Origin of the sequence: Rhizobium aureum, from assembly GCF_030182495.1 — a bacterium.
GTDB lineage: Bacteria > Pseudomonadota > Alphaproteobacteria > Rhizobiales > Rhizobiaceae > Rhizobium > Rhizobium tropici_C.
Genome location: NZ_JAQJCI010000006.1, coordinates 72,962 through 95,070 on the forward strand (window position 1 = coordinate 72,962; position 22,109 = coordinate 95,070).

Consider the following 22,109-nt stretch of genomic DNA (forward strand, 5'->3'; position numbering starts at 1 on the left):
TCAAATTAGCCGCCTTGGTCAAGCGAGTGATTGGTTCAGTCGAGCGACGCAAAGGTAAAGCGGTGGACATGAAGTCTCGGCTAACTCGGGTGATGATGAGTATGCGTCGATTGTCGGGAGGAAGCGGTCTTGGCTGGAAAGAGGCTCGCTTGATGAGCAATCCTGCCGAGCTTCGTGCGCTCTACAAGGACTATGGCAACGAGGCGCGTCGTACCCTGGCACGCAGCGGCCTTTGGCTTGCGGTGCCGGTCTATATTCTTTTCCTGATCACCGACCTGATATTCACTCCCGATGTCTCCCATGTGACGATTCCGGCGCGTTTTTTCATCGGCGGCGTCTCGCTCCTTGTTCTGGAGATCCAGTTTGCGCGCCAGCGTCGCGCCGGAGAGCTTGAGACGACATGCGCGAGCGCCGTGGTCTTCGGGTATGTCGTGTGGCTCGTGCCGACGCTGCAGACTGCCAATGCCGAGGCTTTTTCCTATTACGCCGCCTTCGGCGCCATTTTCATGATGGGCGTCAATCTGTTCTTCAGCCTCGAATTTGCTCTCGCTCTTGCGTCATCGGGGATGATCTTCGCCATCTTTCTGCTATCGCTTGCCGAGTTCCATTACAGCCCGGCCTATTGCCTGGCCTTTACGACCTTTTATCTCTGTTGTTTCGTGTTCACCGCCTATGTGAACTGGAAATTGAACAAGGAGCGTTTCAACGTCTTTCTCAATGCCAGGGAAGCCGAACTGCAGCAGCGCCAGGCGGCGGAACGCGGCGAGGCGCTTCTGCGCCTGTCCATTACCGACTCCCTTACCGGAATGGAAAACCGCCGGGCGGCCGATATAAGGCTCAAGCAGTTCTGGGAGCGTTGGCGTGAGGATGGCGTGGCATTTGCGGTCCTGCTGGTCGACGTCGATTTCTTCAAAAAATACAATGACTATTATGGGCACCAGGAAGGCGACCATTGCCTCATCACGGTCGCCAATGCCTTGTCGGATATCGTGGCGCCTCTGGGTGCGACCGTCGGACGATACGGCGGCGAAGAGTTCATCGTCATCCTCGATCTTGAGCGCGGATCGGACGCACTGGCGTTGGCGGAAGCCATTTGCCAGGGGATCGAGGCGCTGGATATCGTTCATGCCCAGCGGCTCGACGGCTTCCAGCACGTCACCGTCAGCGTTGGGGCGACCGTCACGAGGGATGCAGCCGGCACCAAGCTGGAAAATGTCATCAATGAAGCCGACCGCGCCCTTTATTCCGCAAAGGCGAGCGGCCGCAACTGCGCCAGAATATTCGATCCGAACGAGCTTCCGGGTGGTGACGCCAGCGAGAACATCGCGGCGATACTGAAGATCGCCATCCAGCAGAACCTTGTCTCTCTGGTCTATCAGCCGATCCAATATCTCGAGACGGGGGAAATCGGCGCCTATGAGGCCCTGATGCGCCTGCAATTGCTCGATGGCTCGAGCTCTTCCCCCGCGATCTTCATTCCGATAGCGGAGCGAACGGGGGCCATCATCGAATTGGGCTACTGGGCGATCAGGAGGGCATGCTGCGAGCTGCTATCCCGCGACGTCGTCGAAACGGTCAGCGTCAACGTCTCCCCGATCCAATTGCGTGCGCCGGGCTTTGCGGCACAGGTGGCCGCCATCCTGGCCGAAACCGGCGTTTCCGGGCACAGGCTTGCGTTCGAGATCACCGAGGGCGTCGATATGGAAATACGCCCCGACGTGCTCGACAGCGTCCAGGACCTCAAGAGGCTCGGTATCAAATTCTGGCTGGACGATTTCGGCACGGGTTTTGCCGGTCTATCTTGGCTTCGCCTGATGGAATTCGAAACCGTGAAGATCGACAAATCGTTTCTTCACGACGCGACAAACAGCGACGGCGCCAAGATCCTTCTCGAAGATATCATCGGCCTGGTGCGCAATCGCGGGCATCGCATTCTTGTCGAAGGGGTCGAGAACGAAGAGCAGCTCGATCTCGTCAAATCCTTTGGCATCGATGCCGTTCAAGGGTACCATATCGGCAGGCCCGCACCGCCGCTCAAGCATCCGATCGTGGTCCGCCGTGCGGGACACCGACGCTGGCAGGCATCGGCCTGAGCGCCGGTGCTGGTCCTCAGCGTCACCGCAAAGGCAGCAGCGTCATGAGCGTCAACCTTTCCGAGATCTACCGAAATTATATCGCCTGTTTGAACCGGCAAGACTGGCCAAACCTTGGCAGGTTTGTCGATGAGGATGTTCACTACAACGGCGCCTATGTCGGATTATCCGGCTATCGCAACATGCTCGCGGGCGATTTCCTGGCAATCCCCGACCTCCGTTTCGACATTAGCCTGTTGATTTGCCAGCCGCCGCATGTCGCCAGCCGCCTGCAGTTCGATTGTACGCCAAAGGGGATGCTGTTCGGCATGCCGGTGAACGGCAGGAGGGTCCAATTTTCGGAGAACGTCTTCTACGAGTTTCGGGACGCTCGGATCCGCAGCGTCTGGTCGATCATCGACAAGGCTGCCATTGCGGCTCAGCTATAGATCTTGACGATCAGGTTCGGAAACGGCCGCCGATGGCAGAGCTACTTATGATCAAGGCGCAACGCTATGAAACCGGCGATGAAGGCGGCCAGGCCACTGACGGCAATAGGACCTAAATAGCTGCCGGTGTGATCGAAAATGACACCCGTGGCCGTTGGGCCAATCAAGGCCGCGATACCCACTGCCGTATAGAGATATCCGAGGACAGCGCCGATATGGCGCGTCCCAAACAGATCGGCGGCCACAGCCGGATAAAGCCCGACGCAGCCGCCATAGCTCATGCCGAAAGTCAACGCGAACAATGCCAGCTGGATCATGCCAGTTGCCGATGCCCACAGGGCGAACGAGGCTGCGACCGCGAATGTCAGCGATGCCAAGAGCCGGCGGCGGCCGAGGCGATCGCCGAGACCGGCCAGAAAAAAGCGCCCGATGACGTTACCCACGCCGATGAGGCTTACAAGAACCGTCCCATCTTGAAGCGAGAGGCCCATATCCAGGGTGGCTGCCACGATATGCACATAGGGAATGAAGGTGCAGAAGGACGACAGGATGAGCATGATATAGAAAAGGCGAAATCTGCTGTCGCGCCAGATGGCGAGAGCATTTGCATGGCTGTTCGCCTGAGGCGAGGTCGGATTGGTATTATCGCGCCTTTTGCGCATGACAATTGCAGCCGGCACGCCAAAACCCGCAAGCATGAATGCGAGGGCGACAAAGCATCCACGCCAACCGATGGACGGAAGTGCCTGGCCGACTGCGAAAGGCAGAACGAGGGTGCCGATGCCAATGCCCGCTGTCGCAATGCCCGAGGCCTGACTTCGTTTGCGGATGAACCAGGACTGCACAACCCCAAGGGCTGGAACGTAAGACAGGCCGATCCCAAACCCGATGCCAAAGCCATACCAGATATAAAGCGATAGGAGAGAGCCGGCACGAGTGGCGCCTATATAGCCAAGGATCATAGCGGCTAACCCCAGAAGAACCAGGCTGCGCGGCGACCATCTATCGGCAAGCGGTCCGGCAATCGCCCCCAGGGAGTAGAAAAGGAAAGCGGAAATGGAGAAGACGAAAGCGATCTCGCCGCGAGAGGCACTAAATTCTGCGGCAAGCCCAGGGAAGGTGGCGGAAAAGGAATAGGCGGCTCCGAACGTCACAGCTGTCAGAGCATGGGTGGCGGCAACGACTTTCCACCCCTCCCGCATATCGGCTTCTTCATGGTTATGCGAAAGGGTCAGTTCGGACATCATCGAGCTCTGAAAAAGTCGCGCTGCCGGCCACTATGGCCTACGGCGTAGCGGCCGAACAATGAATAGTGCTGATGCCCTTTATTGATTCCCTTGATCTATCCCGGTTTCGAGGCCCGGCATCGCGAGACCGGGCTATTCGCGAACTATCTGCGAAGAAGCCAGGTCGGTTTCGATGAAAATGCATGATCTGTCGGCGGTCTGCAGGAGAGTGTCCGCGACGCCACCATAGGAAAGGCTGCCGCTTGCCCGCTTGCTCACGCCGAGCACGATCAGATTATATTTTCCGCTGCGGGCATGGCGCAGGATCGAAAGCTCAGGCGAAGGTCCCTGCTGAACCACTTTTTCGATTTTGACGCCGTAGTAGTCGGCAATCGCGCCGACCGTCTTCATAACCTCCCAATTATCGCTGCCGCGGTCGCTGATGCGCGGAATGGCTCTTGCCTGCCGTGGTTCGACGATCAGCAGCACGGCGCAATGAGCGTTTGCCGCCTTGGCAACGGCAAGTCCGAATTCCGCCGCCCTGACGGAGCGCTCCGTACCGCTGACGGGGAGCAGGATTCGCAGATCTTGGGGGCGCTCCGGTAACGCCCCGCGCGCAGTGACGATGGCGGAGGTTCCCTTGAAGGCCGAGGTCATGACCTGCAGGGTCTCACTGAAGCGGCCGTCCTCTCCCATCGAAGGCTCGATGCCGGTGAAGAGAAGGTCGTGGCCGCTGTCCGAGATGTCGCCGAGCATGGTTTCGAGCTCACCATCCTTTTCCCGAGCCGTGACGTGGATATCGCTTTCGGCGCCTATGTCCTTGTCAGGTGGCGCCGACGACAACAGATCGGTTGCGCATTGGCGCAGATCCTCGGCAATGGCTCGGGCTTGCGAGGGTGGTTCCGCGGCAGTTGCCATTTCCGGCTCCCTTTCGGCCTCCTTCGGTTCGCGCACGTCGAGAACGGTGACCGGCATCTTGCGCGTCACTGCGAAGAAGGCGGCAATCCAGATTGCAAGGCGGCTGCTTTGCGAGCCGTCGACGGTCAGCAGGATGCGTTCGAAATTCGCCAGGAAGCTTTCGCTTTCGAATTGCTCGCGCTCGAGCCGATCGCGCTCTTCGTCGCGCAGCGGCAGGCGTGCCAACGCCCAGCGCAGCGTCGGCGGCATCGCCATCGTCGTGATGACGGCCATGGCGACGATGACGGAAAAGAGCTTCTCGTCCAGAACGCCGACGGACAGGCCTATGGTCGCGACGATCACTTCCGTCGATCCCCTCGCATTCATGCCGCAGCCGAGAGCGAGGGCCTCCGATCCCGAATAGCCGCTGATCTTGGCGGCGGCAAAAGCCCCGCCGAACTTGCCGAGGCTGGCAATGACGACGACGGCCGCCGTCAGCAACAATATGGAGGGATCGGCGAGCATGGTGAGATCGGTCTGCAGGCCGGTCAGACCGAAGAAGACGGGCATGAACAGCGCCGTCGTCAGCGCACGAAGCTGCACGTCGATCTGACGGGTGAGGATCGGCGATTCACCGACGAGGATGCCCGCGACGAAGGCGCCGAGCACGGTATGGACGCCGATAAGATTGGTGATGATCGCCATCGTGCCCATGATCGCGACGATGGCGCTGAGCACCGGCAGGTCGCTGCGAAAATTGTCGTTGGTCCAGCGAATGATTTCGAAGACGATCCGCCTGCCAATGGTAAAGCTGACGGCCATGAAGGCCAGCGTGCCGATCGCGCTGGTTGCCAGAGTCGAAAGGTCGACCGTGCCCTTTTCGGCGAGGCCGAAGGTGATGGCGATGATCACCCAGCCGATCGTATCGTCGATAATGGCGGAGGCGACGATCAGCTGGCCGATGTTCCGGCGCATGAAATCCATCTCACGCACCACGGAAGCGACGATCTTCACCGAAGAGATGGAAAGCGCAGTACCGAGAAAGAGAGATGTGACGAGCCGCTTGCCGGGATCGGGAAGCAAGGCGTCTGGGATGAGCTCTCCCAGGACGAAACCTGCGGCAAAGGGAATAGCGATGCCGGTGAGCGAGACGCCCGCAGCAGATCTGCGCAGGCGCGTTGCCAGGCCGAGATCGGTTTCCATGCCAGCCAGCAGCAGAAGGAAGAGGATACCGAGCTGACCGATTGCATCGGTCATATTTTTCTGGCCTGGATCCGAGGGAAAGATGCTGGCCTGCACATGCGGAAGCACCAGGCCGAAAAGGGAGGGGCCGAGAATGATGCCGGCGATGATCTGGCCCATGATCGACGGCTGGCCGATGCGCACCATCCATTCGCCAAGCAACCTGCCCGATACGACAAGCAGGACGATCTGCGCCAGAAACAGCCCTTCGGAGGCATGGCTGGCCTTTTGCCCATCAGCCGCGAAGGCGATTTGCGCGATCGACAGCGATAGGATGAGGGCGATGGGAAGGGTAAGTGCGCTTGAAGGAAATACTTTCGAGGTTCTCTGGCGTGACGGCATGGATCGATCCCACTGAGCAGCAGGAAAACGCGCCAGAGCCTTTGCCGTTCCAGATGGCATCGGCAATTGCCGTCTTGATTTGTCCGGCATCGGGACGGCAAGCCGGTCCGCCGCCCTTGGAGCGGCGGACCAAAACTGATTGGAAAGTCAGACGCGTTCCAGCGCGATGGCAATGCCCTGCCCGACGCCGATGCACATGGTCGAGAGCGAATAGCGGCCGCCGGTTTCCTTCAGTTCCAGAGCTGCGGTGCCGGTGATGCGGGCGCCGGACATGCCAAGCGGATGGCCAAGCGCGATGGCGCCGCCGTTGCGGTTGACGCGCGCGTCGTCATCGGCGATGCCGAGTTCGCGCAGCACGGCAAGCCCCTGCGAAGCGAAGGCTTCGTTCAATTCGATGACGTCGAATTGTTCCTGGCGCATGCCGAGGCGCGTCATGAGCTTGCGTGAGGCGGGAACCGGGCCGATCCCCATGATGCGCGGGGGAACACCGGCGGCCGCGCCGCCGAGGATGCGGGCAATCGGCGTCAGGCCGTATTTCCTGGCAGCTGCCTCTGAAGCAATGATCAGCGCGGCAGCGCCATCATTGACGCCGGAAGCATTGCCGGCCGTCACCGTGCCGCCTTCCTTCTTGAAGGGCGTGCCAAGCTTGGCGAGTGCTTCCATCGTGGTGGCGCGCGGATGCTCGTCCTTGCCGACGACGACCTGATCGCCCTTGCGCTGCGGGATCGTCACCGAGGTGATCTCCCTGGCAAGCCGGCCGTTCTCCTGCGCTGCCGCAGCCTTTGCCTGCGAGCGAACGGCAAAGGCGTCCTGGTCTTCGCGGCTGACCCTATAGTCTTCGGCGACATTCTCGCCGGTTTCCGGCATGGAATCCACGCCATACTGCTTCTTCATGACAGGGTTGATGAAGCGCCAGCCGATGGTGGTGTCGTAGATCTCGGCATTGCGCGAAAAGGCGCTTTCGGCCTTGGGAATGACGAAGGGGGCGCGCGACATGCTTTCGACGCCGCCGGCGATCATGATGTCAGCCTCGCCGGCGCGGATGGCGCGGGCGGCAGTAATAACGGCATCCATGCCTGAACCGCAAAGGCGGTTGATCGTCGTGCCCGACACCGAAATTGGCAGGCCGGCCAGCAGGCCTGCCATGCGCGCGACGTTGCGATTGTCCTCGCCCGCCTGATTGGCGCAGCCATAGATCACATCGTCGACGGCTTCCCAGTCGACCAAGCCATTGCGCTCGATCAGCGCCTTCAGCGGCACGGCGCCGAGATCGTCGGCGCGGACGGAAGAAAGCGATCCGCCGAAGCGGCCGATCGGGGTGCGGATAAAGTCACAAATGAAGGCTTCGGTCATGGTCTTCTCCCTGCGGCGGCGCGCAAAAACGGGCAGCGGATTTGCGACAACGGCATACGAAATATTATAAGCTTAAAGCATTGCGCGCAAATCTGAAAGATAGCAACGCGCTTTAGAGCTTCGGCACGATGAGGTCGGCGACGGGGCGATCGGTATGAAGCGGCGCGCCGGTCATCGCCTGCAGTTCATCCATCGTCATTGCGGCGAGTTTTTCGCGCACGACGAAACCTTCCTTGGCAATGTCGATGACCGCATGGCTCGTATAGATGCGGGTGATGCAGCCGACGCCCGTCAGCGGGAACGTGCAGGCCTCCACCAGTTTCGGCTTGCCGTCCTTCGTCACATGTTCGGTGATGACGAAGACCTGCTTGGCGCCATGAACCAGATCCATGGCGCCGCCGACGGCAGGCACGCCTTTTGAGCCGACGCGCCAATTGGCGAGATCGCCGTTCTGCGCCACTTGATAGGCGCCAAGGATCGCGACATCCAGATGGCCGCCGCGCACCATGGCGAAGCTATCGGCGTGGTGGAAGAAGGAGGCACCCGGCTTCAGCGTGACGGCCTTCTTGCCGGCGTTGATCAGGTCCCAATCTTCCTCGCCTTCCGCCGGCGGCTCGCCGAAATTCAGTATGCCGTTTTCGGTGTGGAAGATCGCCTGACGGCCCGGAGGCTGGTAGCGGGCGACCATTTCCGGAAAGCCGATGCCGAGGTTCACATAGGCGCCGTCTTCGATATCCTGAGCCGCGCGCCAGGCGATCTGCGCGTTGGAGAGCTTGATGTCTTCGCGTGTGTCGATGGTCATACGTAAGCCACTCCGGCTCGAATGAGATTTTCTTCCTGCTGCGGATCGGCGACTTCAACGACGCCGTTGACGAAAATGCCGGGGGTAACGATGTGCTCGGGATCGAGCTCGCCGGCGGCAACGATTTTCGAGACCTGTGCGATCGTCTTGGCCGCGGCCATGCACATCAGCGGATTAAAATTGCGGCCGGCCTTGTTGTAGATGAGATTGCCCTGCACATCGCCGACATGGGCTTTGACAATGGCGAAATCGGCCTTGAGCCAGCGCTCCTGAACATAATGGCGGCCATCGAATTCGGCGATGACCTTGCCGTTGGCGAGTTCGGTGCCATAGGCGGTTGGGGTATAAAAGGCTGGAATGCCGGCGCCGCCGGCGCGGATGCGTTCGGCAAGCGTCCCCTGAGGCACTAGCTCCAGCTCGATTTCGCCCGCCAGATAGCGGTCCGTGAAGGCGCGCGGATCGGATGAACGCGGGAAGGAGCAGATCATCTTCCTGACCATGCCGGCATCGATCATTGCAGCGATGCCGATACGCCCGTTGCCGGCATTGTTGTTGATGACGGTCAGGTTCTTCGGGCCCTTGTCGATCAGCGCATGAATGAGTTCGATCGGCGCGCCGGAGCCGCCAAATCCGCCGATCATGACGGTCGCACCATCACCGATCTCGGAGACGGCAGCCGCCGTGCTCGCAATTGTCTTATCCATGCGCAAACTCCCACTTGCCAATGCGGGCGGACCAAGGCGCCCGTCCTCTTCCTTTCGAATAGATCAGCACGGGCTGGACGGCAATCATTTTGTGCGTTATTTGATATTTGTTCATATAACGCACAAAATGATGCCAAAATCGAGGATCTAAGATGCGCGAAACGGATTTCGTCAGTGGCTTTGCCAAGGGATTGAAAGTCATCGAAGCCTTCGGCGAGACGCGGCAGCGCCTGACGATCGCCGAAGCATCGAAGCTGACCAGCCTCAATCGCGCCACCGTGCGCCGTTCGCTGCTGACGCTCTCCGAACTTGGCTATGCTACTTATGACGGCAAATTCTTCACGCTGACGCCGAAGATCCTGAGGCTCGGCCACGCCTATCTGGCCGCAACGCCGCTGCCGACCATTATCCAGCCGCATCTCGATCAGCTTGCCGAGCGTGCCGGGCAGAATGCGTCAGCCTCGGTGCTCGACGGCACGGAGGTCGTCTATATCGCCCGCGCCTCGCAGCGCCGGGTGATGTCGATCAACCTGACGCCGGGCAGCCGGCTTCCGGCCTTCTGCGCCTCGATGGGCCGTGTGCTGCTTGCGGCCCTGCCGGAAAGCGAGGCGCGCTCCGTGCTTGGGCGAACTGATCTCAAGGCGAACACGCCGAATACCAAGACCGATCCGGAGGAGCTGATGGCGGAGTTTCGTCGCGTGAAGGCGCAGGGCTATGCCGTCATCGACCAGGAGCTGGAAATCGGCCTCTGCTCGATTGCCATGCCGGTCGAAAACGATCGCGGCCAGACCGTGGCGGCAATCAATATCGGCGCACCGGCTGCCTATGTCGCGGCTTCCGACATGGCGGAGCGCTTTCTGCCACTGCTGAAGGAAACGCAGAAGGCGCTGCGGCTGGTGCTGCCGTAACCATCACATTCCCAACCTCTCCCGCTCCTCGATGCGCCAGGCACGCGGCGTCTGGCCAGTCTGCTTCATGAAGAAGCGGGAGAAATAGGCGGGGTCGGCAAAGCCGAGGCGATAGCTGATTTCCTGCACCGTCGCGAAGGTGAAGACCAGTTCGCGCTTCGCTTCGTCCAGCAGCTTGCGCGTGATTAACTCGTGCGCACCATGCCCCGTCCGGCTGCGCACGATACGACTGAGATGGGCCGGTGAGATGCCGAGGCTCTCGGCATAGAAGGCGGCCGGCTTGTGCGAGCGGAAGTGGCGCTGGATCAGGCCCTGCAGCATCTCCATGCGGCGCTCGCTTTCGTCGCCCGGATTGGATTCATCATCGGCTTTCTGAGCGATGCGCGCCGTCAGCAGCAAGGCCGAGGTCAGATAGGCATCGAGCAGATCGTTGCGGCCGTTGCGGTGGCTCGCAAATTCTTCCCCCAACCGTCTCAGCGTCCTGGCGACGTGGGCTGCGTCTTCATCGCGGGTGTCAAGCAAGGTCAGATGCGGATCGGCAAGCCATGTGCCCAGCCGGCTGCGATCGCCCGGCGAAGCTTTGAGGTGCGAGATCAGCACCGTGATGACGAAGCCGTCTATATCTCGCGAAAAGCGGAAGCCGTGATTGAGGCGAGGCGGCACCGTGATGACGGCGGGCGGCGTTATGGCATGGGGAATTCCGTCAAAGATGGCATCACCGGATCCGGCATCTATGTACAAGATCTGGAAAAAGTTCTCATGCCGGTGCAGGCGGATTTCCCAGTGATGCAGGCTGCTGCGGGAGGGAATTGTCTCGCAATGCAGCCAGAAATCCGGCTTTCGGCCGGTATTTTCGCCATAGAGTTCATAGGTCGGCACGTTCTTCGTCATGGCATTCCTCCCTCGCCATGTTCGATTTGTGCAATTTCATGACCGAAATGTCCATTGCGGACTTGCCTCGCGCCGAAGAGACTTGAGGCAAGAAATACGCATGGGAGGAGACGATGCGCACTCAAGTCGCCATTATCGGTTCGGGGCCGTCCGGGCTGCTGCTCGGCCAGTTGCTGACGGAGGCCGGCATCGACAATGTCATTCTCGACCGGGTCGGCAAGGATTATATTCTCGGCCGAGTCCGCGCCGGCGTTCTTGAGGAAGGCACCGTCCGGTTGCTGGACGAGGCGAAGGCGAGCGCACGCCTGCATGCCGAGGGCTTGCCGCATGATGGCTTCTCGCTTGCCTTCGACGGTCGCGATCATCGTATCGACCTTCATGGTCTCACCGGCGGCAAACGGGTTGTCATCTACGGACAGACCGAGATGACCCGCGATCTGATGGCCCGCCGCGAGGAAAGCGGTGCTCCAATCATCTACAGCGCTGCCAATGTCCAGCCACACGACTTCGATGGCGATACGCCCTATCTGACTTTCGAAAAGGATGGCATTTCGCACCGTATCGATTGCGATTTCATTGCCGGCTGCGACGGCTTCCATGGTGTCAGCCGCAAATCGGTTCCGGAAAAGGCGATCCGCAGTTTCGAGAAAGTCTATCCCTTCGGCTGGCTCGGTGTGCTGGCGGAAGTGGCCCCCGTCAATCACGAGCTGATCTATGCCAATCATCCGCGCGGATTCGCACTATGCTCGATGCGGTCGATGACGCGCAGCCGCTATTACATTCAGTGTCCGCTCGACGAGAAGGTCGAGGACTGGAGCGACAATCGCTTCTGGGAGGAGCTGCGCCGTCGGCTGCCGGCCCACCATGCCGAGGCTCTGGTGACGGCGCCGTCCTTCGAGAAATCGATTGCGCCGCTGCGCTCCTTCGTGGCTGAACCGATGCGTTTCGGTCGCCTCTTCCTTGTCGGCGATGCCGCCCATATCGTGCCGCCGACCGGCGCCAAGGGGCTCAATCTGGCGGCGAGCGACGTGCATTACCTGTTTTCGGGTCTCTCCGAGCATTATCAGGACCGCTCGAATGCCGGACTGGAGGCCTATTCCGCCCGCGCGCTTGCACGGGTCTGGAAGGCGGTGCGCTTTTCCTGGTGGATGACGACGATGATGCATCGCTTTCCCGATACAAACGATTTCGACCAGAAGATCCAGGAAGCCGAGCTCGACTATCTCACCCATTCCCGTGCCGCTTCGACCGCGCTCGCCGAGAATTATGTCGGCCTGCCGTTTTAGGCGAGCATCAGAGCTTCTTGGCGACCTCGCTTGCTGCTTCCCGGATCGTCTGCATCAGGATCGACAAGGGAAGGGTGGGGATGGCGTCGGTGCGCATGGTCAAGCCCACCGGTCCCTTCGTCTCGGTGGTATCGATCGGCAGAAGTGCCAATAATCCGTCCTCGACATCGCCGGCAACGACGCCGGCTGAGATGATCCAGATAGCGTCGTTCGAGCGCACGAAAGCGCGGCCGAAGGAGTCGGACACGGTCTCGATCTGGTTGGGCAATCCGCCGGCGCCGTTGGCGATCAGGAAGCTCTCGACGAAGGGTCGGATGATCGAGCCGCGCGTCGGCAGCAGGACCGTATAGCGATTGAGATCCGAAAACAGCGACTGCCTGCCCGATAGGAGCGGATGGCCGGCCCTGACGGCGAAGACGACCTGTTCGGAGTAGAGGTGCTCGAAGGAAAAGCCGGTCATTTTGTCGGGGCTTGCCAATCGGCCGACGACGAGATCGAGATCGCCGACTCGCAACTGCTCAAGAAGGACCGCGTTTTCGCCTGTCACGATCTTGATGCGGCTCCAGGTCTCCTCCTTGAGGAACAGGTCCATTGCCCGCGGCATGATCCGCGTGGAAACTGTCGGCAGCGCGCCTACCCGGATCGGCGGCGCTTCGCCGGAGCGCTCCTGCGAGACGGAATCCAGCCCTTGTCGGAGTGCTGTCAACGCGGCACCGGCATGGCGGAGAAAGACTTCGCCATAGCGGGTGATGCGGATGCCGCGCCCGTCGCGCTCGAAGACGGCGACACCAAGCGCTTCTTCCAGCTCGCGGATGGTCTTCGTCACCGCCGGCTGGCTGATATTCAGCAGGCCAGCCGCCTTGATCACGCTTTTCTGGCGCGCAACCTCGACAAAGGTCTGCAGATGGCGGAATTTGATGCGTGCGTCGAGCATGCTCACTCATAACCCCGGAGTTATTGTAGAGCAAAGAAATATCATTTTACCTAACCAGATTATACATCCAATCTCGCGGTCGAGGAGATTTCCAGTGCAGTTTGCCCGCATCAACGACGTCACGATCCATTATCAGATCATTGGCGGCCCCGCCGACAAGCCGGTTCTTGTCTTTGCCAATTCGCTCGGCACCGATTTCCGGATCTGGCGGGATGTGATCGTGCGTCTGGCCGGCGATTTCGCCATCGTGCTTTACGACAAGCGCGGCCATGGTCTCTCGGATCTCGGTCAGATGCCCTATTCCATCGAGGATCACGCCACCGACCTTGCCGGCCTGCTCGATTTCCTCTCGGTCAAGAATGCCATTATCTGCGGCCTGTCGGTCGGCGGGCTGATCGCGCAGTCGCTCTATCAGCGGCGGCCGGATCTGGTGCGGGCGTTGATCCTCTGCGACACCGCGCACAAGATCGGCACGGCCGAGAGCTGGAATGCCCGCATCGCCAAGGTCGAGGCTGATGGTATCGAATCCATCGTCGATTCCATCATGGAGCGCTGGTTCACGCCCGCCTTCCGCCGGCCGGAAAACCTCGCCTATGCCGGCTATTGCAACATGCTGATCCGCCAGCCGGTTGCGGGCTACGCGGCTACCTGCGAGGCGCTTCGCGATGCCGATCTGACCGAGGCGGCCGCCAAGATCTCCGTGCCCACCATCTGCATCGTCGGTGATCAGGACGGTTCGACGCCGCCCGAGCTGGTGCTGTCGACGGCAAAGCTCATTCCGAATGCACGCTATGAAGTGATCAAGGACGCCGGCCACATCCCCTGCGTCGAACAACCCGAGGCGTTGACCGAAGTCATCCGTGCCTTCATCGACGTCGTCCTGCGTGGAGAACAAGCCTGATGAATGATCCCACCGCGCCGTCCGAGCGCTATCTGCAGGGCATGGCGACACGCCGCGCTGTGCTCGGCGATGGCCATGTCGATCGCGCCCAACAGGCTGTGACCGATTTCGACCAGCCTTTCCAGGAACTGATCACCGAGGCAGCCTGGGGGCATGTCTGGTCGCGCCCGACGCTCAGCCGGCGCGAGCGCTCCATCGTGACGATCGCGCTGCTGGCAGCCCTTGGTCAGGATGACGAGGTGGCCATGCATGTGCGCGCCACGCGCAACACCGGCGCGACGCGCGACGATATCTGCGAGGCTCTTCTGCATGTGGCGATCTATGCCGGTGTGCCGGCCGCAAACCACGCGATCAAGATCGCCAAGCAGGTTTTCGAACAGATGGACGCCGAACAGGCGGCATGAAGCGAGGCAGACATGTCCGATAGAAGCAACAGCAAGCCCGAAACGGGCGCCTTTTTCGCGAGAGACCGCGCCTGGCATCCGCCAGCCTTTGCGCCGGGATATAAGACGTCCGTGCTGCGCTCGCCGCAGCGCGCGCTGCTGTCGCTCGACGGCACCATCTCCGAAATTACCGGACCGGTCTTCGGCCATTCCATATTGAATGAGCTCGATAACGACCTGATCCATAATTTTGCCAAGCCGGGCGAGAGCGCTATCGGTGAGCGGATCATTGTTCATGGTCGCGTGCTCGATGAGCGCGGCCGGCCGGTGCCGGGCGTCCTGCTCGAATTCTGGCAGGCCAATGCCGGCGGCCGTTACCGCCACAAGAAGGAAACCTATCTCGCGGCCATCGATCCGAATTTCGGTGGCTGCGGCCGCGCCATCACCGATGATGAAGGACGCTATGCCTTCCGCACCATCCGCCCCGGCGCCTATCCCTGGCCGAACGGCGTCAATGACTGGCGTCCGGCCCATATCCACTTCTCCGTCTTCGGCCATGGCTTTGCGCAGCGGCTGATCACGCAGATGTATTTCGAGGGCGATCCGATGATCTGGAAATGTCCGATCGTCGGCACGATCCCCGACAAACAGGCGATCGAGCAGCTGATTGCGCCGCTCGACTGGGGCAACACGATCCCGATGGATGCCCGCGCCTATAAATTCGATATCGTGCTGCGCGGTCGCCGTTCGACCCTGTTCGAAAACCGGCTGGAGGGCAATTGATGATACAGGATCTCGGCTACCTCAAGGAAACGCCGTCGCAGACGGCAGGGCCTTACGTCCATATCGGCCTGACGCCGAATTACAGCGAGATTAGCGGCGTCTACGAAACCGATCTCGGCTCCGTCATGGTCAACGACAAGACGCTCGGCGAGCGTATCACCGTGACGGGCAGGGTTCTCGACGGCGCGGGAGCGCCGGTCAAGGATGCCGTCCTCGAGATCTGGCAGGCCGACAGCGCCGGGCTTTATAACAGCCCCTCGGAGTTGCGTGGCACGGCCGATCCGAACTTTACCGGCTGGGGGCGTTGTCCGACCAGCTCGACCGACGGCGTTTTCCGTTTCGAGACCATCAAGCCCGGCCGCGTTCCCTTCAAGGACGGCCGCAAGATGGCGCCGCACATCACCGTCTGGATCGTCGCCCGCGGCATCAACATCGGCCTGCACACGCGCATGTATTTTCCGGAGGAAGCTGCCGCCAACGCGGAAGATCCATTGCTTGCCCGCATCGAACACAAGGAGCGCTTGGCAACGCTGATCGCTCACAAGGAAGGTTCCGTCTACACCTTTGATGTCCATTTGCAGGGCGACAAGGAAACGGTTTTCCTCGATATATAGACCATGAGCGTTTCTCCCTTCGACCATCCATTCCTGTCTGGCCTTCTCGGGGACGAGGAGATTGCGGCCTATTTCTCGGCCAAATCAGATATTCGCGCCATGCTCTCTTTCGAAGCGGCGCTTGCCGAGGTCGAGGCGCGGCATGGGTTGATCCCGCAGGAGATGGCTGCGCATGTCGCTAAGGTCTGCGCGGATTTCGAACCCGATCTACAAAGGCTGAAGACGGCAACGGCATCGGATGGCGTCGTCGTGCCGGATCTTGTTCGGCAGCTGCGCAAGGCGGTCGGAGAGGATGCCGGCAAACATGTCCATTTCGGTGCCACCAGCCAGGATGTCATCGACACCAGCCTGATGCTGCGGCTGAAGGCGGCGGTTTTCATCCTAAGCAACCGTCTCTTTGCCGTATCCTCCGCGCTCGCCAAACTGGATGAGCGCTTTGGATCGAACAGGCTCATGGGGCACACCCGGATGCAGGCTGCGATCGCGATCACCGTGTCCGATCGGCTGCGGGCATGGCGCCATCCGCTCGATCAGTATCGCGACCGGCTGACGCAGGAGACTTTTCCGCTGCAATTCGGCGGGGCCGCCGGTACGTTGGAAAAATTCGGGCCGAATGCGGCGGAAGTCAGGAGTTCGCTGGCACAAGCGCTCGGCCTCACGGACGAGCCGCAATGGCAGAGCCAGAGGGGGCGCATTGCCGAACTGGCGGGGCTATTCTCCATGATATCAGGCAGCCTCGGCAAGATCGGCCAGGACGTAGCACTTCTGGCACAGGCGGGCGACGAGATCGAGCTTGCCGGCGGCGGCGGTTCCTCGGCCATGCCGCACAAGCAAAACCCGGTCGCTGCCGAAACGCTGGTCACGCTTGCCCGTTTCAATTCCGTCCAGCTTTCGGGCATTCATCAATCACTCGTGCACGAGCAGGAGCGCTCTGGCGCCGCCTGGACATTGGAATGGCTGCTATTGCCGCCTATGGTGGTGGCAACGGCAGCTTCGTTGCGCCACGCGTTGCAACTGGTCGGTTCGATCAAGCGCTTGGGAACGACAGCCGAGTAGGATATTCGTCGCCATTCATAACTGAATTGGTATGGAAGCAAGGTTTTATTTCATTTTACATCACCATTTCCCATGAGAAATTGGTGATGATCAGAATTTGAATGATCAAGGGCAGCTCAAAAAGACGGCTGCCGGGAGGAGAGAAAATGAAACGGTTTGTCTTGGCCGCCATTGCGGCCGTTGCTCTTGGCGGTGCTGCCTATGCCGATACCATCAAGGTTGGTGTCATCGGTCCGTTTTCCGGCCCGTTCGCGCTGCAGGGCAAGAATTTCAAGGCCGGCATCGACGCCTATATGGCCGTCAACGGCAAGAAGGTCGGCAATGATGAGGTGGAGGTGATCTACCGCGATTTGCCCGCGGCCGATCCCGCCCAATCGAAGTCGCTCGCCCAGGAGCTCGTCGTCAAGGAGAAGGTCCAGTATCTCGCCGGCTTCTACTTTACCCCGGATGCGATGGCCGTGACGCCGATCCTCAAGCAGGCCAATGTGCCGATGGTGATCTTCAATGCGGCGACCTCGGCCATCGTCACCAAGAGCCCGCTCGTCGTGCGCACATCCTTCACCACCTGGCAGACCTCGACGCCGATCGCCAAGGTTGCCTATGATGCCGGCGTGAAGAAGGTCATCTCCGTCGTCAGCGATTATGGTCCGGGCGTCGATGCCGAAAACGCCTTCAAGGCTGGCTTCAAAAAGCAGGGCGGCGAAGTGGTGCAGGCGATCCGCATGCCGCTTTCGACCAACGACTTCAGCCCGATCATGCAGCGCATCAAGGATTCCGGCGCGCAAGGGGTTTTCGCGTTCCTGCCCTCCGGTCCTACGACGCTCGGTTTCGTCAAGGCCTATAACGAGAATGGCCTGAAGTCTGCCGGCATCAAGCTCTTTGCGCCGGGCGACCTGACGCAGGAATCCGATTTGCCGGCGCTTGGCGATGCCGCGCTCGGCATGCAGACGACCTTCCACTATGCGATTTCGCATGACTCGCCCGAAAACAAAGCCTTCGTCGCCGCTGCCGACAAGGCGATCGGCAATCCGGCCGAGCTGACCTTCCCCGCCGTGGGCGCCTTCGATGGCATGCATGTCATCTACAAGATGATCGAGGCGACCGGCGGCAAGCAGGATGCGCAGAAGGCCGTCGATGCCGTGAAAGGCCTGTCCTGGGTCAGCCCGCGCGGCCCCGTCACCATCGATCCGGAAAGCCGGCATATCACGCAGAACATCTATCTGCGAGAAGTCGCCAAGGGCGATGACGGCAAATACTACAACAAGGAAATCCAGACCTTCGAGAAGCAGGGCGATCCCGGCCTTGCCGCCGCGAAGTAAGCGCTCCAGTACCTGATCCCCTGATCGGAAGATTCTGTTCAGGGGATGACGGCGGTCGCGCAACAACAAACCGGACCAGCGATATCAATGCAAACCGTGCTCAGCATAGCAGTCGATGCCCTCGCTTACGGCATGGTGCTGTTCGTCATCTCCATCGGCCTTTCCGTCACCATGGGGCTGATGCGCGTCGTCAATCTTGCCCACGGCGCCTTTGCCATGATCGGCGGCTACATCGCTTCCTACGCGGCGCGCGATCTGGGGCTTGGCTACGGTGCGGCCGTATTGCTGGCTGTGGTGGGCACGGTCATCATCTCCATCCCGATCGAACGGCTGCTTTATCGGCGCATTTATGGTGCGCCTGAGTTGACGCAAGTTCTGATGACGATCGGCATCACCTTCTGCATCATCGGCATTGCCAATTACGTCTTCGGCCCCACTCTAAAGACCATCCCCTTGCCGGGCAGCCTGCAGGGCTCCGTCGATCTCGGCTTCCGCACCATCGGCACCCATCGTATCTTCGCGATCGTCTGCGGCCTCATCGTCGCCCTGGCCTTGTGGTATACGATCGAGAAAACCTCCTTCGGCGTGAAGCTGCGCGCTTCCGTCGATAATGCCGCGATGGCGGCCGCTCTCGGCGTCAGGACGGAAATCGTCTATGCAGTCAGCTTCGCGATTGCCGTCGGGCTTGCCGCTTTCGGCGGCGTGGTCGGTGCCGAACTCCTGCCGGTCGAGCCCTATTATGCTCTGCGCTACATGGTGACCTTCTTGGTTGTCGTCTCCGTCGGCGGAGCCGGCTCGATTTCCGGCGCGCTGCTTGCATGCCTCATCCTTGGCTGCATCGATACAACAGGCCGTTACCTCATGCCGGAATATGGGGAATTCTTCTTCTATCTGGCCGTCATTGCCATCGTCTGCGTCTTCCCGCGCGGCTTTGCCGGGAGAATGAAGTAACATGGCTTTGACCCTTGAAAGAGAGGCGGCGCCGACCGTGACCAGACATCGCACATTTGGGCAGGATTTGATCGCGATTGCGGTCATCGTCGTCACAGCCGCTGCCGGCTACCTGCTGTTTCCGGATAATCTCGCCCTCCTGACGCGGCTGATCGCGATCGCGCTTCTCGTCCTCTCGCTCGATCTCGTCACCGGCTATTGCGGCGTGGCGACGCTCGGCCACGCAGCACTGTTCGGTGCGGGAGCTTATGCAGCGGGCATTGCATCGGCCCATTACGGCATCAACGATCCCTTGCTGATGACGCTTGCCGGAATCGCCGGCGGCGCGGTTGCCGGGTTGATCTGCTCCATCGTCATTTTGAGAGCTAATGGCCTGCCGCAACTCGTACTGTCGATCGCGCTGGTCTATCTCTTCCACGAATTCGCCAACAAGGCATCGGGCTGGACGGGCGGCAGCGACGGATTGTCGGGCATTTCAGCAGATCCGCTGTTCGGTGTTTTCGAATTCGATCTTTACGGGCATACGGCCTACTTCTATGGCGTTGCGCTGCTGCTGATCGTGCTCGTGCTTTTGCGCTTTCTCGTGCGTTCGCCCTTCGGCATGCTCTGCCGCGGTATCCGCCAGGATCCTTTACGCATCCGCGCCATGGGGGCATCGCCAAAAGTGGCGCTGATCAAGATGTATATGATTTCCGGTGCCGTTGCCGGCATTGGCGGCGCACTGAATGCGATCTCGACGCAGGTCGTCGGCCTTGACAGTCTGTCTTTCACGCAATCGGCCGAGGCGCTGGTCATGCTCGTGCTCGGCGGTACCGGTTCGCTGTTCGGTGCGCTCGTCGGCACGCTGATCTTCATGCTGTTCGAGGATTACGTCTCCGCCGCCAATCCATTCCACTGGCTGACGATCGTCGGCGCACTGCTGATCCTCGTCGTTCTTTTCGCGCCGAAGGGCATCTATGGCACCGCCGCCGCTTATGTGGCTCGCCGCAGGGAGGCGCAGGCATGAGCGCTATTTTCGAAGTCAGCAATCTCAAGAAGGCGTTCGGCGGGCTGACGGTGACCAACAATGTCAGCCTATCCATGGCGCCGGGAGATCGCGTCGCCTTGATCGGGCCGAATGGCGCCGGCAAGACCAGCTTCGTCAATCTCGTCACGGGTAATCTGCAGGCGGATTCCGGTGAGGTGCGCATCGCCGGCCAGAACGTCAATAAGATCGAGGCCATCGGCCGGGTGAGGCGCGGGCTGGTGCGTTCGTTCCAGGTGACCAGGCTGTTTCAGGATATGACGCCGGCCGAGCATGTCGGCATGGCGGTGCTGCAGCGGACAGGGCGCTCCGGTCGCATGTTCGGTAATTTCCTTTCCATGCGCGATGTCATGGCCGAGACGGAGGAGTTACTCGGCACGCTCGGGCTTGTGGCACTCGCGCATCGCAAGGTCAGCGAGATTGCCTACGGCCAGCAGCGGCTTCTGGAAATTGCCGTCGCCATGGCCCTGAAGCCGAAGGTGCTGCTGCTGGATGAGCCTGCCGCCGGCGTGCCGCAGAGCGATACCGGCCGCATCGAGCAGGCGCTGGCCGATCTGCCCGCCGATCTCGCCGTGCTGATGATCGAGCATGACATGGACCTCGTCTTCCGCTTCGCCAAGCGCGTCGTGGTGCTCGCGGCCGGCACGATCATATTTGACGGATCGCCGAAAGACGTGACGCAGGATGCGCGGGTGCGCGAAGCCTATCTTGGGAGCTATGCCAATGCCGGCCACGCCGCTTGAAGTCGAAAACCTGTCGGCCGGCTATGGTCCGACACGGGTGCTGGAAGGTGTTTCCTTTTCCGTGCCGGCCGGCGGCCGGCTTGCCGTGCTCGGCCGCAACGGCATGGGCAAGAGCACGCTGCTGGCGACCCTTGCCGGCCAGACCCGGCGTTATGACGGCCGCATCCGGCTGGGCTCGGCCGATATTGCCGGGCTGCCAAGTGCCAGACGCGCCCATCAGGGCCTCGGCTATGTGCCGCAGACGCGTGACGTCTTTCCGACGCTGACGGTGGAGGAAAATCTCTCCGTTGGGCTGAAGGGACGGCCGAAGAGCGCCTTGCAGGAAGCCTATGACATGTTTCCGCGCCTGCAGGAGCGTCGCAGGAATTTAGGCGGCCAGCTTTCGGGCGGTGAGCAGCAGATGCTGTCGACGGCCCGCAGCATCCTCGGCCGCCCCTCCGTCCTGCTTCTCGATGAGCCGCTGGAGGGGCTGGCGCCCGTCATCTGCGAGGAGTTGATGGCGGCCTTCGCCAAGCTCGCCAAGTCGGGCGACATGACGATCCTGCTGGTGGAGCAGCGCATCCAGAGCGCACTGGATTTTGCCAGCGATGTTATCATTCTGGAGCGTGGCCGACTTGCCTGGAAGGGGACGCCCGAGGGGCTGGCTGCGGATCATGGCGCAGTCGAGCGTCTGCTCGGCGTCGGTGGATTGCATTAGCGCATCCACTTCCGACTGTGCTCCAATGGAGCGCGGCCTTATAATGAAACGCCATGCTCCCACCAGCCGCCTGCCGTTGCGGCGGCTGTTCCGTTTGTCGTAGACAGTCCGCCTGCTTTTTTTCAGGAGGTGCAAGATGGACCGATTTACCGGTGGCTGCCTGTGTGGCAAGGTACGGATCGTTGCGTCGGGGCGACCCTATCGGGTCGGCATTTGTCATTGTCTCGACTGCCGCAAGCATCACGGCGCGCTTTTCCATGCCTCCGCGATTTTTCCCGAGGATGCGGTCAAGATCGAAGGCGAAACACGCGACTACGCCGGCCGCTTTTTCTGCCCTCACTGCGGCTCGTCTGTTTTCTCGCGAAGCGCGGACGAAATCGAAGTGAACCTCGGGTCTCTCGATGCTTCCGATCAGTTGAAGCCGACCTACGAACTCTGGACCGTTCGCCGCGAATCCTGGCTGCCGCCGTTTCCGCTCGCGAGGCGATATGATCACGATCGCGAGGCAACGAGCCGCTTCGAGGATTAGGTC

Annotated in this window: 22 protein-coding genes; 15 read left to right on the top strand and 7 right to left on the bottom strand. The window is 60.8% G+C overall.

All coding sequences use genetic code 11. The annotated features are described in order from the left end of the window. Nucleotides 1-152 precede the first annotated feature (152 nt). On the top strand, nt 153-2,093 hold the full coding sequence (locus tag PH552_RS16535; RefSeq protein ID WP_245430358.1) for a putative bifunctional diguanylate cyclase/phosphodiesterase: 1,941 nt from the start codon (nt 153-155) through the stop codon (nt 2,091-2,093). 44 nt (nt 2,094-2,137) lie between these two features. After that, complete coding sequence (locus PH552_RS16540) at nt 2,138-2,521, top strand: ester cyclase (RefSeq protein ID WP_112342456.1); 384 nt, start codon at nt 2,138-2,140, stop codon at nt 2,519-2,521. A 41-nt stretch (nt 2,522-2,562) separates the two neighbouring features. Here the strand turns inward: PH552_RS16540 and PH552_RS16545 are convergent, their stop codons facing one another. The 5 genes from PH552_RS16545 to PH552_RS16565 all read right to left on the bottom strand — a co-directional run bounded on the left by PH552_RS16545 (nt 2,563) and on the right by PH552_RS16565 (nt 9,087). Further along, nucleotides 2,563-3,765 (bottom strand): MFS transporter, encoded by a 1,203-nt coding sequence (locus PH552_RS16545; RefSeq protein ID WP_112342510.1) that lies wholly within the window; start codon nt 3,763-3,765, stop codon nt 2,563-2,565. 135 nt (nt 3,766-3,900) lie between these two features. After that, the gene (locus PH552_RS16550) at nt 3,901-6,228 is read right to left on the bottom strand and encodes a cation:proton antiporter domain-containing protein (protein ID WP_112342455.1); all 2,328 of its coding nucleotides are present in this window, start codon (nt 6,226-6,228) and stop codon (nt 3,901-3,903) included. 147 nt (nt 6,229-6,375) lie between these two features. Further along, nucleotides 6,376-7,581, bottom strand: a complete 1,206-nt coding sequence (gene pcaF, locus PH552_RS16555) for a 3-oxoadipyl-CoA thiolase (RefSeq protein ID WP_112342454.1) — start codon at nt 7,579-7,581, stop codon at nt 6,376-6,378. Between the two features lie 112 nt (nt 7,582-7,693). Then, nucleotides 7,694-8,383 carry a CoA transferase subunit B gene (locus tag PH552_RS16560; protein ID WP_112342453.1) on the bottom strand — a complete coding sequence of 230 codons (690 nt, stop codon included), beginning with the start codon at nt 8,381-8,383 and terminating at the stop codon, nt 7,694-7,696. Beyond that, nucleotides 8,380-9,087 carry a 3-oxoacid CoA-transferase subunit A gene (locus PH552_RS16565; protein ID WP_112342452.1) on the bottom strand — a complete coding sequence of 236 codons (708 nt, stop codon included), beginning with the start codon at nt 9,085-9,087 and terminating at the stop codon, nt 8,380-8,382. The genes PH552_RS16560 and PH552_RS16565 overlap by 4 nt, the downstream gene beginning before the upstream one ends. A gap of 152 nt (nt 9,088-9,239) precedes the next feature. Between PH552_RS16565 and PH552_RS16570 the strand changes: the two genes are divergently transcribed. Next, nucleotides 9,240-9,995, top strand: coding sequence for an IclR family transcriptional regulator (locus PH552_RS16570; RefSeq protein WP_112342451.1), 756 nt, complete (start codon nt 9,240-9,242; stop codon nt 9,993-9,995). Between the two features lie 3 nt (nt 9,996-9,998). On the opposite strand, the gene PH552_RS16575 is transcribed toward PH552_RS16570, so the two are convergent. Beyond that, nucleotides 9,999-10,886, bottom strand: a complete 888-nt coding sequence (locus tag PH552_RS16575) for a helix-turn-helix domain-containing protein (RefSeq protein ID WP_112342450.1) — start codon at nt 10,884-10,886, stop codon at nt 9,999-10,001. Between the two features lie 113 nt (nt 10,887-10,999). Between PH552_RS16575 and pobA the strand changes: the two genes are divergently transcribed. Then, complete coding sequence (gene pobA / locus PH552_RS16580; protein WP_112342449.1) at nt 11,000-12,172, top strand: 4-hydroxybenzoate 3-monooxygenase; 1,173 nt, start codon at nt 11,000-11,002, stop codon at nt 12,170-12,172. Nucleotides 12,173-12,179: 7 nt separating this feature from the next. Here pobA and pcaQ read toward each other — a convergent pair whose 3' ends face one another. Next, nucleotides 12,180-13,106, bottom strand: a complete 927-nt coding sequence (pcaQ, locus tag PH552_RS16585) for a pca operon transcription factor PcaQ (protein WP_112342448.1) — start codon at nt 13,104-13,106, stop codon at nt 12,180-12,182. Nucleotides 13,107-13,200: 94 nt separating this feature from the next. On the opposite strand from pcaQ, the gene pcaD reads away from it, so the two are divergent. The 11 genes from pcaD to PH552_RS16640 all read left to right on the top strand — a co-directional run bounded on the left by pcaD (nt 13,201) and on the right by PH552_RS16640 (nt 22,106). Continuing rightward, nucleotides 13,201-14,007, top strand: coding sequence for a 3-oxoadipate enol-lactonase (pcaD, locus tag PH552_RS16590; protein ID WP_112342447.1), 807 nt, complete (start codon nt 13,201-13,203; stop codon nt 14,005-14,007). Beyond that, nucleotides 14,007-14,411, top strand: a complete 405-nt coding sequence (gene pcaC, locus PH552_RS16595; RefSeq protein WP_095437121.1) for a 4-carboxymuconolactone decarboxylase — start codon at nt 14,007-14,009, stop codon at nt 14,409-14,411. The genes pcaD and pcaC overlap by 1 nt, the downstream gene beginning before the upstream one ends. 12 nt (nt 14,412-14,423) lie before the next feature. Then, nucleotides 14,424-15,173 (top strand): protocatechuate 3,4-dioxygenase subunit beta, encoded by a 750-nt coding sequence (pcaH, locus tag PH552_RS16600; protein WP_112342446.1) that lies wholly within the window; start codon nt 14,424-14,426, stop codon nt 15,171-15,173. 2 nt (nt 15,174-15,175) lie between these two features. Continuing rightward, a complete protein-coding gene (pcaG, locus tag PH552_RS16605; protein WP_181592353.1) occupies nt 15,176-15,787 on the top strand; it encodes a protocatechuate 3,4-dioxygenase subunit alpha in 612 nt (203 codons plus the stop codon). A gap of 3 nt (nt 15,788-15,790) precedes the next feature. Then, nucleotides 15,791-16,843 carry a 3-carboxy-cis,cis-muconate cycloisomerase gene (locus PH552_RS16610; protein WP_112342444.1) on the top strand — a complete coding sequence of 351 codons (1,053 nt, stop codon included), beginning with the start codon at nt 15,791-15,793 and terminating at the stop codon, nt 16,841-16,843. A 146-nt stretch (nt 16,844-16,989) separates the two neighbouring features. Beyond that, complete coding sequence (locus PH552_RS16615; protein WP_112342443.1) at nt 16,990-18,162, top strand: ABC transporter substrate-binding protein; 1,173 nt, start codon at nt 16,990-16,992, stop codon at nt 18,160-18,162. Between the two features lie 87 nt (nt 18,163-18,249). Next, the gene (locus PH552_RS16620) at nt 18,250-19,113 is read left to right on the top strand and encodes a branched-chain amino acid ABC transporter permease (RefSeq protein WP_112342442.1); all 864 of its coding nucleotides are present in this window, start codon (nt 18,250-18,252) and stop codon (nt 19,111-19,113) included. A 1-nt stretch (nt 19,114) separates the two neighbouring features. Continuing rightward, a complete protein-coding gene (locus PH552_RS16625; RefSeq protein WP_112342441.1) occupies nt 19,115-20,119 on the top strand; it encodes a branched-chain amino acid ABC transporter permease in 1,005 nt (334 codons plus the stop codon). Continuing rightward, nucleotides 20,116-20,880 (top strand): ABC transporter ATP-binding protein, encoded by a 765-nt coding sequence (locus PH552_RS16630; RefSeq protein ID WP_112342440.1) that lies wholly within the window; start codon nt 20,116-20,118, stop codon nt 20,878-20,880. Before PH552_RS16625 ends, PH552_RS16630 begins: the two co-directional genes overlap by 4 nt. Then, entirely contained in the window at nt 20,861-21,577 is a 717-nt protein-coding gene (locus PH552_RS16635; RefSeq protein WP_112342439.1) for an ABC transporter ATP-binding protein, read from the top strand. Before PH552_RS16630 ends, PH552_RS16635 begins: the two co-directional genes overlap by 20 nt. Nucleotides 21,578-21,713: 136 nt before the next feature. Next, nucleotides 21,714-22,106: a GFA family protein gene (locus tag PH552_RS16640; protein ID WP_112342438.1), complete on the top strand. Its 393-nt coding sequence runs from the start codon at nt 21,714-21,716 to the stop codon at nt 22,104-22,106. The last annotated feature ends 3 nt before the right edge of the window (nt 22,107-22,109 follow it).